At 65.0% G+C, this 13193-nt stretch carries 11 protein-coding genes; 5 read left to right on the top strand and 6 right to left on the bottom strand.

All coding sequences use genetic code 11. The features are described from left to right. Positions 1-23 precede the first annotated feature (23 nt). Positions 24-1403, bottom strand: a complete 1380-nt coding sequence (locus M9955_04225; protein MCO5080849.1) for an MFS transporter — start codon at positions 1401-1403, stop codon at positions 24-26. 141 nt (positions 1404-1544) lie between these two features. Continuing rightward, positions 1545-6326, bottom strand: a complete 4782-nt coding sequence (locus M9955_04230; GenBank protein MCO5080850.1) for an NAD-glutamate dehydrogenase — start codon at positions 6324-6326, stop codon at positions 1545-1547. Between the two features lie 128 nt (positions 6327-6454). Here M9955_04230 and M9955_04235 point away from each other — a divergent pair, with 128 nt between their 5' ends. After that, positions 6455-7021, top strand: a complete 567-nt coding sequence (locus M9955_04235; protein ID MCO5080851.1) for a peroxidase-related enzyme — start codon at positions 6455-6457, stop codon at positions 7019-7021. Between the two features lie 313 nt (positions 7022-7334). On the opposite strand, the gene M9955_04240 is transcribed toward M9955_04235, so the two are convergent. Then, positions 7335-7802 (bottom strand): YbaK/EbsC family protein, encoded by a 468-nt coding sequence (locus M9955_04240; protein MCO5080852.1) that lies wholly within the window; start codon positions 7800-7802, stop codon positions 7335-7337. Positions 7803-7935: 133 nt separating this feature from the next. On the opposite strand from M9955_04240, the gene M9955_04245 reads away from it, so the two are divergent. Further along, positions 7936-8313, top strand: coding sequence for a YciI family protein (locus tag M9955_04245; protein ID MCO5080853.1), 378 nt, complete (start codon positions 7936-7938; stop codon positions 8311-8313). A gap of 8 nt (positions 8314-8321) precedes the next feature. Here the strand turns inward: M9955_04245 and M9955_04250 are convergent, their stop codons facing one another. Continuing rightward, entirely contained in the window at positions 8322-9560 is a 1239-nt protein-coding gene (locus tag M9955_04250; protein MCO5080854.1) for a ubiquinone biosynthesis hydroxylase, read from the bottom strand. Between the two features lie 85 nt (positions 9561-9645). On the opposite strand from M9955_04250, the gene M9955_04255 reads away from it, so the two are divergent. The 3 genes from M9955_04255 to M9955_04265 all read left to right on the top strand — a co-directional run bounded on the left by M9955_04255 (position 9646) and on the right by M9955_04265 (position 12462). Then, on the top strand, positions 9646-10518 hold the full coding sequence (locus M9955_04255) for an acyl-CoA thioesterase II (GenBank protein MCO5080855.1): 873 nt from the start codon (positions 9646-9648) through the stop codon (positions 10516-10518). A gap of 221 nt (positions 10519-10739) precedes the next feature. Continuing rightward, positions 10740-11078 carry a P-II family nitrogen regulator gene (locus M9955_04260; GenBank protein ID MCO5080856.1) on the top strand — a complete coding sequence of 113 codons (339 nt, stop codon included), beginning with the start codon at positions 10740-10742 and terminating at the stop codon, positions 11076-11078. A gap of 28 nt (positions 11079-11106) precedes the next feature. Next, positions 11107-12462 (top strand): ammonium transporter, encoded by a 1356-nt coding sequence (locus M9955_04265; GenBank protein ID MCO5080857.1) that lies wholly within the window; start codon positions 11107-11109, stop codon positions 12460-12462. A gap of 146 nt (positions 12463-12608) precedes the next feature. On the opposite strand, the gene M9955_04270 is transcribed toward M9955_04265, so the two are convergent. Together M9955_04270 and M9955_04275 are read right to left on the bottom strand one after the other, a co-directional pair. After that, positions 12609-12857: a hypothetical protein gene (locus tag M9955_04270; GenBank protein MCO5080858.1), complete on the bottom strand. Its 249-nt coding sequence runs from the start codon at positions 12855-12857 to the stop codon at positions 12609-12611. A 110-nt stretch (positions 12858-12967) separates the two neighbouring features. Then, on the bottom strand, positions 12968-13174 hold the full coding sequence (locus tag M9955_04275) for a DUF6447 family protein (GenBank protein ID MCO5080859.1): 207 nt from the start codon (positions 13172-13174) through the stop codon (positions 12968-12970). Positions 13175-13193 lie beyond the last annotated feature (19 nt).

Here is a 13193-nt window from a genome sequence, read left to right on the forward strand (position 1 = left end):
GCCGCCCCGTTTTCCTTGGGCGATCAACGTCCCTCGACGCTATTGGCCGGATACGGCGTCCGCAGCAGGATGAGGAAGCCAGCCGCCAGAAACAGCACGATGACAGCCATGCCGAGCCGTGGCGAGCCGCTCGCGGCGGTGACCGTCGCCACCATGAACGGCGCGAGAAAACTGGTCGCCCGGCCCGCCAGCGCGTAGATGCCGAAATAGCGGCCGGCCTCTTCGGGCGTCACGCTACGCGCCATGTAGGAGCGCGAGGACGCCTGCACCGGGCCGAAAGCGACGCCGATCAGCACGCCGTAGAGGATGTAGCATTTCTCCGCCGCGGTGCCGAACAGGCCCCCGCTGTCCTCGATCCCGAGCGGCACCATCCCGAACAGCGTGAAGCCCGGCCCGGTCGAGACGATGCCGATCGTGGCAATGGTCAGCGACACAATGGACAGGAGCACGACAGTCTTCGAGCCGAGCGTCGTGTCGAGCCGGCTGGCGACGAGGCAGCCGAAGATCGCCACCACGTTGAGCATGATGCCGAAAAGCCCGAGTTCGGTGATCGACCAGCCGAACATCAGCGCCGCGAACGTGCCGCCGAGCGCCAGCAGCGCATTCACGCCGTCCTGATATATCATCCGAGCGACGAGGAAGCGGATGATGCCGCCGCGCTGCCGCGCTTCGAGGATTGTCTCCCGGAGTTCTGACAGGCCGGTCTTTACCGCGCGGGCGATCGGCAGGCCCTTGCCCTGATCGGGCGTGAACAGGAACATCGGCAGGATGAAGACGAGATACCAGAGCGCGGCCATAGGCCCCGTCGCCCGCGCGTCTTCACCCTGCGCCGGATCGAGGCCGAACAGCGGGGTGATGCCGAGCAGCGTCTTTCCCGTCTCGGGCGACGCCGAGATGAACAGCAGCACGAAGATCAGCATGATCATGCCGCCCAGATAGCCTAGCCCCCAGGCGATGTTGGAGATGCGCCCGATCTGCTCCTTCGGCACCAGACGCGGCATCATGGAATCGTTGAAGACGATGGAGAACTCCGCCGCCACCGACGCCAGCGAGAAGAACGCCAGCACCAGCACCACATTGGAGCCGGGCGCGGCCCACCACAGCGCCGCGATGCAAACGATCTTGAGCACGGCGAAAGTGCCAATCCACGGCTTTCGCGGTCCCGTCTGGTCGGCGATCGAGCCGAGCATCGGCGACAGGATGGCGATGATGAAGCCCGACGCCGCGATGCCGTAGCCCCAGGCCGCCTGCCCCGCCGCCGGGTCGGACACCATGCGCGACACGAAATAAGGTCCGAAGACAAAGGTCGTGACGACGGTGAAGAAGGGTTGCGCCGCCCAGTCGAACAGCATCCAGCCCCAGATGCCGCGCCTCGGCACGGCACCGGATGTCGCAGCGGTCATTCGTGCCCCTCGTTCCTGACACCGGTTCAGCGCATTCTTAAACCGGCTCGCCGTCCCTTTACAGATTTGGTCGCGACGATTTCCCCCGATTGCGGGGACGAAGCGCGAAATGCGTCAGATATATCTCTGATATGCGCGCTGTCACCCTCCCGCCAGATCGCTCATCAGCCCGGCCGCGACCGTCAGGCGGGAAACCGTTATGTCGCCGCCTTCGGTCAGGGCCACGAGCCGTTCGCGCGCCTTGGCGACACGTTCGCCTCCGGCTGCGAGCCATTCGGCGACGGGCTCCTGTGCCTTCGCATGGCTGGCGAGCGCCTGCACGGCGATGCCGCGGCGAGCTGCCGCGATCATGTCAAGGGCCCTGTTCAGCGCCAGTCCGTCATAATAGTCCGAGGTCGAGGCATCGTCCGCCGCCGCCTCGATGCGCGAGATGCGGAACGCGTCGCTGACCGCGAAGAAAGCCTTGCCTGCCTCGGCGAGCGCGGTCGCCGAAACGCCCCTGCCGCTTGCTGCAAGCCTTGCGACCAGCGCGATGTCCGGGATCAGTTCCGTCACATCCAGCATCGAAAGCCGCTCGGCCAGGGCGTCCGGCACGCCCGCCTTGGCGAAGCCGTGGCGTCGTTCCTCGACACGCTCTTTCGTATATTGCGGAAGCATTCCGCCAAGTTTCGGCTCCAGCACCTTGCGGGCCTCTGCGAGCGCCGAGATCTGGTCGCCGATGGCGCCCTCGCCGCTGCCGTTCTTCAGGTCCCAGGCGGTCGCGCCGTGAAGCAGACGGCCAACCGCGCCGTAGAGATCGAGCTGCACCTGCCCGTCGATCCTGTTGTCGAGCGCGTCGATCTCGCGATAAAGCGCCGGCAGGCCAAAACCGTCGCGGACGATGGCGAAGGCGCGCACGATGTCGCGCACGGTGCGGCCCGTTGCGTCCTGAAGCCGGGTGACGAAGGCCGGTCCGCCGCGATTGATGAGGTCGTTGCTGACGACACGGGTGATGATCTCGCGCCGGAGCCGATGGCCGTCGATTTCCGCCGCGTATTTCTTTTCCATCCTGTCGGGGAAGTAGGACAGGAGGTCCCGTGCGAAATGCGGATCGTCCGGCACGTCGGTGGCGACCATGTCGGAGAACAGCACGATCTTGGCATAGGCGAGCAGCACGCCGAGTTCGGCGCGGGTCAGCGGCTCCCTGCGCGCTTCCCGCTGCGCGAAGCCGGAGGCCGATGGCAGCGTCTCGACGGCGCGGTCGAGCAGGCCCCGCTGTTCCATCACCGCGACGAAACGCGCCTGATGGGCGAGATCGGCCATGCCCTGCTTGCGCATGACGGACAGCGCCAGCGTCTGCTGATAGTTGTTCGCCAGCACCAGTTGCGCGACCTCGTCGGTCATCTCGGCCAAGAGCTTGTTGCGCGCCTCGCGCTTCAACGTGCCTTTTCGCATGGCCGAAGCCAGCGCGATCTTGATGTTGACCTCGACGTCCGAAGAATTGACGCCGCCCGAATTGTCGATCGCATCGGAATTGCACGCGCCGCCGAGAAGGCCGAATTCGATGCGCGCCCGCTGCGTGACGCCGAGATTGGCGCCTTCGCCGATCACCTTGGCGCGAACCTCGGCAGCGGTGACGCGGATCGCGTCATTGGCGCGATCGCCCGCATCCGCGTTCGTCTCGGTGCTGGCGCGCACATAGGTGCCGATCCCGCCGAACCAGAGCAGATCGGCCGGCGCCTTGAGGATCGCCTGCATGATCTCGGCCGGCGTCACCGTCGTCCTGTCGATACCGATGGCGGCGGCTGCTTCCGGAGAGAGTTCCACCGATTTCTGCGCGCGGGAGACGATGATCCCGCCCGCCGACAGCTTCGATCGGTCGTAGTCCTGCCAGCTCGAACGCGGCAGCGCGAAAAGCCGCTGGCGCTCGGCGAAAGACGCCGCCGCGTCGGGCGTTGGATCGATGAAGATATCGCGATGGTCGAAGGCTGCCACCAGTCTCGTCTGTTCCGACAAAAGCATGCCGTTGCCGAAGACATCACCCGACATGTCGCCGACGCCGACCACGGTAAAAGGCGAAGTCTGGATGTCGCGGTTCATCTCGCGGAAATGCCGCTTCACGGCCTCCCATGCGCCCCGCGCAGTGATCCCCATCTTCTTGTGGTCGTAGCCGGCCGAACCGCCCGACGCGAAGGCGTCGTCCAGCCAGAAGCCATGGGCCTGGCTGATGGCATTGGCCGTGTCGGAGAAAGTCGCCGTACCCTTGTCGGCGGCGACGACGAAATATGGATCGTCCGTGTCGCGCCGCACGACATTGGCCGGCGGCAGAACATCGTCTCCGTCGAGATTGTCCGTCACCGACAGCAGGCTTGAGACGAAATTGATATAGGCTTGCCGACCGGCGTCGAACCAGAGATCGCGCTGCGACGCCGGCGGCAGGCGCTTTGGATAGAAGCCTCCCTTGGCGCCCACCGGCACGATGACCGCGTTCTTGACCTGCTGCGCCTTCACCAGACCCAGGACCTCGGTGCGGTAATCCTGCGCCCTGTCCGACCAGCGAAGGCCGCCGCGCGCCACCGGTCCGAAGCGCAGATGCAGGCCCTCGACCTCCGTGCCGTAGACATAGATTTCCCGCCACGGCCTCGGCTCCGGCATGCCGTTGACGGCGCGCGGGTCGAGCTTGATCGCCAGCGACACGCCGGCCTTGAGGTCCGGCACGAAATGATTGGTGCGCAGCGACGCATCGAGCAGGTTGAGATAACGTCGGATGATGGTGTCGTCGTCGAGGCTAGGCACCTCGGCCAGCGCATCGCCGATCTGCGATTTGAGATGCTTGACCGTCACCTCGCCTTCGCTGCCCCTGGGATCGAAGCGCGCCACGAATATCTGGTGAAGAGCGCGCGCAATGTCGGGATAGCGGTTCAGCGCGGCGGCGATGAAATCCTGGCTCTGCGGGATGCCCACCTGCTGCAGGTAGCGGCCATAGGCGCGCAGCACCGTGATGTCGCGCGACCTCAGCCCCGCCGTCTGCGCCAGCGCGTTGTAGCTGTCATTGTCCGCCTCTCCGCGCCAGACCGCGAGGAATACTTCCTCGAACAGCGACCCGCCATCCGTCAGATCGATCGGCTTGCCGTAGGCGCTCTCCAGTTCCATGTCGTGTACGAAGACAGGCGCGCCGCCTTCCTCGCCCACTTCGAAGGTACGCTCGCTGATGACGCGGAAGCCGATATTCTCCAGCATGGGAACGCGTCGCGACAGCGCCACCGGCGCACCATGGTGGTAGATCTTCAGCGCCGCCTGCTCGGCCGGCTGATCGGCGTGGCGATAGTAGTCCACCGCGATCGGATTGTCGGCGCTGATCGTGGCGATGCGTCCGGCGTCGGACAGCGCTTCGGCAGGCGAGAAGCTGTTGCGGTAGCTTTCCGGGAAAAGCGCGGCGATGCGCTTCAGATCGGGGCCTGCTCCGCTCTCGACGGCGGCTTGCTGCAGCGCGTCGTCCCAGGTGCGGACGATGTCGCGCACCGCCGCTTCCAGCGCGGCCGGCTCGACCTTCGGCGTCTTGCCTCCGGATCGCCCGATAATGAAATGCACGCGCGCCAGCCCGCCCTCCGGGAACGCAGGATAATAGGCAGACAGGCGGCCTTCGAAGACCGTCTTGAGATACTGGCCGATCTTCTCGCGAACGATCGAATCGTAGCGGTCGCGCGGCACGAAGACGATCACAGAGACGAACCGGTCGAACTGGTCGACGCGCACGAGCACCCGCACGCGCGGCCGCTCGCCGAGCGCCAGAATCGCCTCTGCATGTTTGCGCAGCGTGGCGATATTGATCTGGAAAAGTTCGTCGCGCGGATAGGATTCCAGCACATTGATCAGCGCCTTGCCGGAATGATCAGACGGATCGAAGCCGGACTTGTGGATCACCGTCTCGACCTTGGAGCGCAGAAACGGAATCCGCATCACCGAGCGCGTATAGGCGGTCGAGGTGAACAGGCCGACGACGCGCAGCTCCCCGGCGAGCTTGCCATGCTGGTCGTAGGTCTTGATGCCGATATAGTCGAGGTAGGCGCGTCGATGGACGACGGACTTGGTGTTCGCCTTGGTGACGATCAGCGGCTCCGGCCCGTGCAGGAACGCGCGGATCTCCGGCGTGGTGCGCGCGCCTTCCACGTCGCGCCGCAACACCCGCACATTCGGATCCGCGAGCACGCCGAGCCCGTTTGGCTGCGCCTCCAGCGTGCCGCTCTTCTCGCCGCCGGAATAGGTGAACTCGCGCATACCCAGAAAGGTGAAATTGTCGTCGCGGAGCCATTCCAGAAAGGCGATCGCCTCGTTGACCTCGGCGCGCTCCAGCGGCACCGGCGCGTAGCGGAAATCGGAGATCGCGCGGTCGAGCCGCGCCAGCATGGGTTTCCAGTCGCGCACGGCCGCCTTGACCTGGACGAGCAGCGTTTTTAGCCGTTCCTCCAGCAGCCTGACCTCCTCCGCGCCGAGCGGCGGAACATGCACATGGATGACGCTCACCTTGTCGGCTGCGGGATCGCTCTTGCCCTGGCCGGTCTCGCCGCGCACGGCAGCGACGCCTTTTCCCTCATGCTCGACGACCAGAACGGGGTGCACGACGAGCGCGGGCTCGCCGGCGATATCGGAAATCTCGCCCATCACCGAATCGAAGAGGAACGGCATGTTGTCGTTGACGACGGTGATCACCGTCATGGGGCGACCGTCGTGCTTCACCGCGTCATCGTTGGCGATGTCGATCACGGACTCGCCCCGCCGGTGCCGCTTCAGCGCGGCCGATGCAAGCTCTGCCGCCTTGTCGAGCGCCACGCCGCCATAGCCGGCAAGGTCCTCGGCGGGCGCGCGTGAGAACAGCAGAGCCTTCGTCGCCTCATCCGGCTTTCTCGCGGATGTCGACGCTTCGGCTTTCGCTTTGCTGGCCATGCTGTCGGGTCCTCCCCCTGCGCCCCCTGCTTCGCACGCTATCGTAGCAGACGGCGGCTATTTGGCGACTGGTCGAAATCGCTTCCTGCTATGAAAATACAAAGTTGGATGAAGCGGAGATGACGAACATGCATGAAGACCGGATTACGACGCTCGATCTGCCGGCGGGCGAGCTCGGTGAGGCCACCAGAGCCTATTTCGACAAATGCCGCGAGAAGCTCGGGCTCGTTCCAAACGTTCTTCTGGCATATGCCTTCGACGAGAAGAAGCTGCGCGCCTTCACCGACATGTACAACGACCTGATGCTGGGAGATTCCGGCCTGTCGAAGCTCGAGCGGGAGATGATCGCGGTTGCCGTCTCGTCCGTCAATCACTGCTACTACTGCCTGACGGCTCATGGCGCGGCGGTGCGCCAGCTTTCAGGCGATCCGGTACTGGGCGAGATGATGGTGATGAACTATCGCGCCGCGAACCTCCAGCCGAAACAGAAAGCGATGCTGGATTTCGCCGTCAAGCTGACCGAGACGCCCGACCGGATCGAGGAGGGGGACCGCGAAGCCTTGCGCCAGAACGGCTTCAGCGACCGCGACATATGGGACATCGCGGCCACGGCTGCATTCTTCAACATGTCGAACCGCGTGGCGGCAGCCGTCGATATGAGGCCGAATCCGGAATATCACGCCATGGCGCGTTGACCGAAAGCCGGATTCAGAACGTCGGAAGGATCGGACGGCAGGCGTCCTTGTCTCGTGACATCGAGACAAAGGAGCAGACCATGTACCCCGTTTTGCACGCCGCCCTCGGCAAATCCATTTTCAGGCCGGCGCCCGGAAGGGCGGTGCATGTCCCCCCAGCGGGCATCTCGCGTCTCGCGATCGCGTTCACGCTTGCCCTCGCTCTGGCGGCTGCGGGCGACATGACCGCTTCGCCGGAGCGGACCGTTGCGGAGCAATCTGGCGGATCTGCCCTCCGGTGACGGCTACGGATCAGTGCGATACGTCCGCGGGCTCAGCTCGGCGCCTGGCAGACATCGACCCACTGCGCATTCGTGAGTTCCGCCATGCGCGCCGGGCTCAGCCGCACCGCCGCGTTGGTGGCGCCCGCCGCGGGCACGACCTCGGCGAAGCTTCTCAGCGACACGTCGCAATAGATCGGCAGCGACGCCGGCAGGCCGAAGGGGCAGACACCGCCCACCGGATGGCTGGTCGCCGCCGTCACCTCTTCTGCGCCGAGCATGCGCGGCTTGCCTCCGAACCGGTCCTTGAACTTGCGGTTGTCGAGACGCGCCGTCCCGCAGGCGACCACCAGCATCGTTTCATCGCCGACCCGCAGGCAGATCGTCTTGGCGATCTGCTCCGGCTTCACCCCATGCGCTTCCGCGGCGAGCGGCACCGTCGCCGAGCTTTGCCCGGTGACGATAACCTCGATCTCGGGAGCTTTTTCGGCGAAGAAGGCGCGAACGGAATCAAGACTCATGGCGCGACGAGTATCGCCGCGGGCGACGGCTTGCAATCCATCGCCGCTGCGGTCCAGCTCAAATTCCACTGTCGGAACGTCGGCCGGCGGGGCCTGTGGCCGTCCTGGACGGAGATACGAAGGAGAAGGCACCATGCAATATCTCTGCCTCGTCTATCACGACGAAGACGTCTTCCGGAAAATGTCGCCGGATGAGCTCGCCGCGATGCAGCAGGACGCGAAAGCCTACGACATCGCGCTCCAAAATAGCGGACGCCTCGCCATGGCGCGCCCGCTGAAACGACCGCATATGGCCAGGACCGTCCGAGTCCGCGCGCGCAAGCGCGACACCATGGACGGACCTTTCGCCGAGACCAAGGAGCAGCTGATCGGCTTCCTCATCATAGAGGCTGGCGACATGGACGAGGCCGTCGGAATCGCCGCCGACATCCCGCTTGCCCGGACCGGAACCATCGAGGTGCGCGGTCTCTCCTTCCATGGCGATCCGGAACTGGAGCAGCCGAAGGCGTAGGCCGCCTCTCAGATCGGCTCTCCGCGCAGCAGCCGCGGCGTCTCGCCGGCAAGGCCTGACGCCTGCCGGATGAAGAACGATTTCAGGCCCGGCAGGCGATCGACGATGCCGAGACCGATGTCGCGAACCGCTCTCAGCGGACCGAAGTCGTTGGAGAACATCCGGTTGAGCACATCCGTCGTGACGCCCATCTGGAACGTGTCGAAGCGCCGCCACATCTGGTAGCGCTCCAGAACGTCGATGCTGCCGATGTCCTGCCCCATGCGGTCGGCCTCGACGACCACCTCGGCCAGCGCCGCCGCATCCCGGAAGCCGAGATTGAGCCCCTGCCCCGCAATGGGATGGATGCCGTGAGCGGCGTCGCCGCAGAGCGCGAAGCGCGGCTTCACGAAGTCCCGCGCCAGCGTCAGGCCGAGGGGCCAGGCGCGCGGCTTGCTTTCGACGCGTATCTCGCCAAGCTTCAGACCGAAGCGCTGCTCGAGTTCCGTCTCGAAGACGAGTTCGTCCTCCTGCACCAGCCGCTCCGCATCGGCGGTCCGTTCGGTCCAGACGATGGACGACCTGTTGCCTCCCTTGTCGTCGGGCTTCAGCGGCAGGATGGCGAAAGGTCCGGCAGGCAGGAAATGCTCCTCCGCGCGGCCATTGTGGGGGCGTTCGTGCCCCACCGTGCATACGATGCCCGATTGCCCGTAGTCCCAATGCACCGTCTTGATGCCCGCCATGTCGCGCAGTCGGGATTTCACGCCGTCCGCCGCGACCAGCAGTCGTGCGTCAATCGTCACGCCATCTGCCAGATGCACGGTGACGCCTGCACCCGTGACGTCGAAGCCCTGCACCGCGACACCCTCGATGATGTCGATGCCGAGATCTGAGGCCCGGCGGCGCAGCGCACGGTTCATCACCGTATTCGCCACCATATGCGCGAACGGTTCGCCCGGCGCCACCTCGCCGTCGAAGGTGAGGAAAACCGGCCGCACCGGATCGGAACTACGCGAATCCGTCACGATCATCTCGGTCATCGGCTGCGCCTCGGGCTCGATCTCGCTCCAGCAGCCGAACTGGTCGAGCATGCGACAGGCCGCGGCGGCAATCGCCGAAGCCCTGCCGTCGCGCTCCCATGCCCCTTCAGGTGCGGCATCGACCACGGCCACGGCCAGATTCGGTCTTGCGGCCTTGATACCGACCGCGGTCGCCATCCCGACATAGCCTGCGCCGGCTATCAGCACATCGAGTGAACGCGTCCCCATTTCCGACCTCTGTCATCTCCGCCGGCGCTTGACTTGGCGCTTCAGGCCGGTCAGGCAGGAACCCTGACGTTGCCGAAAGTCCTTCATGCCGACCGCATTGCAAGACCTGCTCGCCATTCTCGACCTTGAGCAGCTGGAGCACAACCTGTTTCGGGGTCGCAGCCCCGACACGTCGTGGCAACGCGTCTTCGGCGGCCAGACCATCGCGCAGGCGCTCGTCGCCGCGCAGCGCACCGTCGAACCCGCCCGACAGGTGCATTCCCTGCACGGCTATTTCATGCTGGGCGGGGACCCCAAGGTCCCGATCGTCTACGAGGTCGACCGCATACGCGACGGCGGCAGCTTCACGACGCGCCGGGTCGTGGCGATCCAGCACGGCAAGGCGATATTCTCGCTGGAGGCCTCCTTTCAGGTCGATGAGGGCGGGCTCGATCACCAGACGCCGGCACCGCTTCATGTGCCGCGGCCCGAAACGCTGCCGAGCCAGCAGGACCTCATAGCCCGATATGGCGACGCCATCCCGAGACCCATACTGCGCTACTGGGAGCGGGAGCGGCCGATCGAGATGCGGCCCGTCATTCTCGAGCATTACACCAGCCGCGAAAAGCTGGCTCCGGAACAGCACGTCTGGATTCGCTTCATCGGCGACGTCCACGCCAGTCGCGACATCCGCAGCGCGCTGCTGGCCTATGTCTCGGACATAACGCTGCTCGACACCTCGACCTTCGCCCACGGACGCGCCGTCTTCGATCCCGATATTCAGGCGGCCAGCCTCGACCATGCGATGTGGTTTCATCGGGATCATCCGCTGGACGGCTGGCTGCTCTACACGATGGACAGCCCCTCCACACAGGGCGGCAGAGGCTTCACGCGCGGTGCGATCTATTCGGAAGACGGGGTCCTCATAGCCTCGGTTGCCCAGGAAGGACTCATCCGGCTGCGCCGATCGCCTTCATAATAGGCAGTTTCTCCGTTTTGCACATTTCTTAATCAAGTCGTTTGCTGCATCTGCGAAGGCAGGCAGCCGGCCTTGCCGCGGATGGCAGCCTTTCCAATACGTTAACATCGGATTTCGCGACTTGGCACGGAGCTTGAATCCCGTGGCCCACTAGTCGGCGGCATTTGCGGTCTGGCCAGTTGTGCAACGCGGGGGACCCGCAAAGCAGAGGGTGAAACCTGATGAAGATAGTGATGGCGATCATCAAGCCGTTCAAGCTCGACGAGGTGCGCGAGGCGCTGACCAATGTCGGGATCCAGGGCCTGACCGTCACCGAAGTCAAAGGCTACGGGCGTCAGAAAGGACATACTGAAATCTATCGCGGCGCGGAATACGCGGTGAGTTTTCTCCCGAAGATCAAGATCGAGATCGCTGTCGCGACCGATCTTGTCGAGAAGGCGGTCGAAGCGATCAGCAGCGCCGCCAAGACCGGCCAGATCGGCGACGGCAAGATCTTCGTCTACCCGATCGAGCAGGCCGTCCGCATCCGGACCGGCGAAACCGACACCGACGCGCTCTGAGCCAGCGGCGATTTTCATGGAGACTTTGATGAACATTCCAACTTCAGTGAAGTCGACGGCGCGCGCGGCGCTCCTCGGCACCCTGGCGCTCGCCGCCTTCGGCCCGCTCGCCGCTTTCGGGCAGGAGGCCACCACCGAGGCGCCCGCCGCCGAAGCCGCGGCGTCGGCTCTCAACAGCGGCGACACCGCGTGGATGCTGGTTTCCACCATCCTCGTCCTGTTCATGATCCTGCCCGGCCTCGCCCTTTTCTATGGCGGCCTGGTGCGTGCGAAGAACATCCTCTCGGTCCTGATGCAGTGCACGATGATCACCGCCACGGTCATCATCGTCTGGGTCGTCTGGGGCTATTCCTTCGCCTTCGGCGGTGGCACGAGCCCCTATTGGGGCGGCTTCGGCAAGGTCTTCCTGTCGGGCGTGACATCGGCGTCCGAGTCGGGGACGATTCCCGAATACGTCTTCATCGCCTTCCAGATGACCTTCGCCTGCATCACGCCGGCGCTGATCATCGGCGGCTTCGCCGAGCGCATCAAGTTCGGCGCGGTCATCCTGTTCGTCGTCCTTTGGGTCACCTTCGTCTACTTCCCGATCGCCCATATGGCCTGGGACGCGAACGGCCTGTTCTTCGGCTGGAGCACGATGGACTTCGCCGGCGGCACGGTCGTGCACATCAATGCCGGCATCGCCGCGCTCGTCGGCGCGATCATGATCGGCAAGCGCGCCGGTTACGGCAAGGACAACATGGCGCCTCACTCCATGCCGTTCACGCTGGTCGGCGCGGGCATACTGTGGGTCGGCTGGTTCGGCTTCAACGCGGGTTCGGCGCTTTCGGCCGGCAGCGGCGCGGCGCTCGCCATGATCAACACCTTCACCGCCACGGCCGGCGCGACCGTCGCCTGGGCGCTGGTCGAGAAGGCGCATCGCGGCAAGGCCTCGATGCTGGGCGGCGCGTCGGGCATCATCGCCGGCCTCGTGGCGGTGACGCCGGCGGCGGGCTTCGTCGGTCCGGTAGGCGCCATCGTGCTCGGCGCCATCGCCTCGGCCGTCGCCTACTATTTCGTCGCGGTGGTGAAGATCAAGGCGGGCTACGACGACTCGCTGGACGTGTTCGGCATCCACGGCGTGGCGGGCATCATCGGCGCCATCGGCACCGGCATCTTCGCATCGTCGTCGCTGGGCGGCGTCGGCTATGCCGATGGCGTCACGATGGGCGCGCAGGTGTGGACCCAGATCCTCGCCGTGCTGATCACCATCATCTGGTGCGGCGTCGTCTCGGCGATCCTCTACAAGGTCGTGGACCTGATCGTCGGCCTGCGCCCGACCGTCGAAGCCGAGCGCGAAGGCCTCGACCTCACCTCGCACGGCGAAGTGGCCTACCACTCATGAGCGGGAAGGCCGGGCGGTCCATGCCGTCCGGCCTCCTCCGAAGGCTCCCTGCCCAAAAAAGAATCCCGTCGCAGCAGGCAAAAGCACGCTGCGCCCTGAGGCCCGGTTCGCCGGGCCTCTTTTTTGCGCTCAAGGCAGAAGTTTCTTCAGGCGATGCCGAGACGCTTCAGCAGCGGCAGCTGCTTTTCTTCGAAGGCGGCGAAGCGTTTCTGGAGTTCGGCTTCGTGCTCGGCGCGGTCGGTCACGGCCTTGCCCTCGACAACGAACTGTTCGCCGCGCCGGGCCAGCAACTGGCTGGCGAACGCCTTCGGCTCCGCGCCGGCCTGCATTCCGGCAAGGAAAATCTGCGCCATGCGGTCGACGGCGTGGCCGGTGCCGGTCACGGACGAGGCCATGTAGCGCAGCTCGGAAAAATGCGGCGCGCGGTCGAGGATCGCCTGATTGAATTTCCTGGTCGACGCTTTTCTTGCCGAAAGGGTGTTGGTCCAACAACGCGATTTGCTGTTTACTGTATCAGTGTCTTTTCCAGTTCCGCCTTGAGCGCGCGGCCATAGGCGGCTTTCGCCGTCTCCGCGATGGCGAGCTGCAGCTTGAGCCGCGTGATCTCCCCTTCAGTGAGCTGAACGTTCGCCAGCTGCTTCTTTGCAGCATCCGACATCTCAGCCATCGGATACGATTTCCCGTCGATCACCACGTTTCTTTCGTCAGCCATCATTTTTTCCTTTGCTTAG

This window comes from Rhizobiaceae bacterium (assembly GCA_023953845.1).
Lineage (GTDB): Bacteria > Pseudomonadota > Alphaproteobacteria > Rhizobiales > Rhizobiaceae > Arvimicrobium.

Excerpts from the sequence above, each read along its gene's own strand:
- M9955_04225 (MCO5080849.1), bottom strand. The coding sequence starts at position 1,403 with ATGACCGCTGCGACATCCGGTGCCGTGCCGAGGCGCGGCATCTGGGGC.
- M9955_04230 (MCO5080850.1), bottom strand. The coding sequence starts at position 6,326 with ATGGCCAGCAAAGCGAAAGCCGAAGCGTCGACATCCGCGAGAAAGCCG.
- M9955_04235 (MCO5080851.1), top strand. The coding sequence starts at position 6,455 with ATGCATGAAGACCGGATTACGACGCTCGATCTGCCGGCGGGCGAGCTC.
- M9955_04240 (MCO5080852.1), bottom strand. The coding sequence starts at position 7,802 with ATGAGTCTTGATTCCGTTCGCGCCTTCTTCGCCGAAAAAGCTCCCGAG.
- M9955_04245 (MCO5080853.1), top strand. The coding sequence starts at position 7,936 with ATGCAATATCTCTGCCTCGTCTATCACGACGAAGACGTCTTCCGGAAA.
- M9955_04250 (MCO5080854.1), bottom strand. The coding sequence starts at position 9,560 with ATGGGGACGCGTTCACTCGATGTGCTGATAGCCGGCGCAGGCTATGTC.
- M9955_04255 (MCO5080855.1), top strand. The coding sequence starts at position 9,646 with ATGCCGACCGCATTGCAAGACCTGCTCGCCATTCTCGACCTTGAGCAG.
- M9955_04260 (MCO5080856.1), top strand. The coding sequence starts at position 10,740 with ATGAAGATAGTGATGGCGATCATCAAGCCGTTCAAGCTCGACGAGGTG.
- M9955_04265 (MCO5080857.1), top strand. The coding sequence starts at position 11,107 with ATGAACATTCCAACTTCAGTGAAGTCGACGGCGCGCGCGGCGCTCCTC.
- M9955_04270 (MCO5080858.1), bottom strand. The coding sequence starts at position 12,857 with ATGGCCTCGTCCGTGACCGGCACCGGCCACGCCGTCGACCGCATGGCG.
- M9955_04275 (MCO5080859.1), bottom strand. The coding sequence starts at position 13,174 with ATGGCTGACGAAAGAAACGTGGTGATCGACGGGAAATCGTATCCGATG.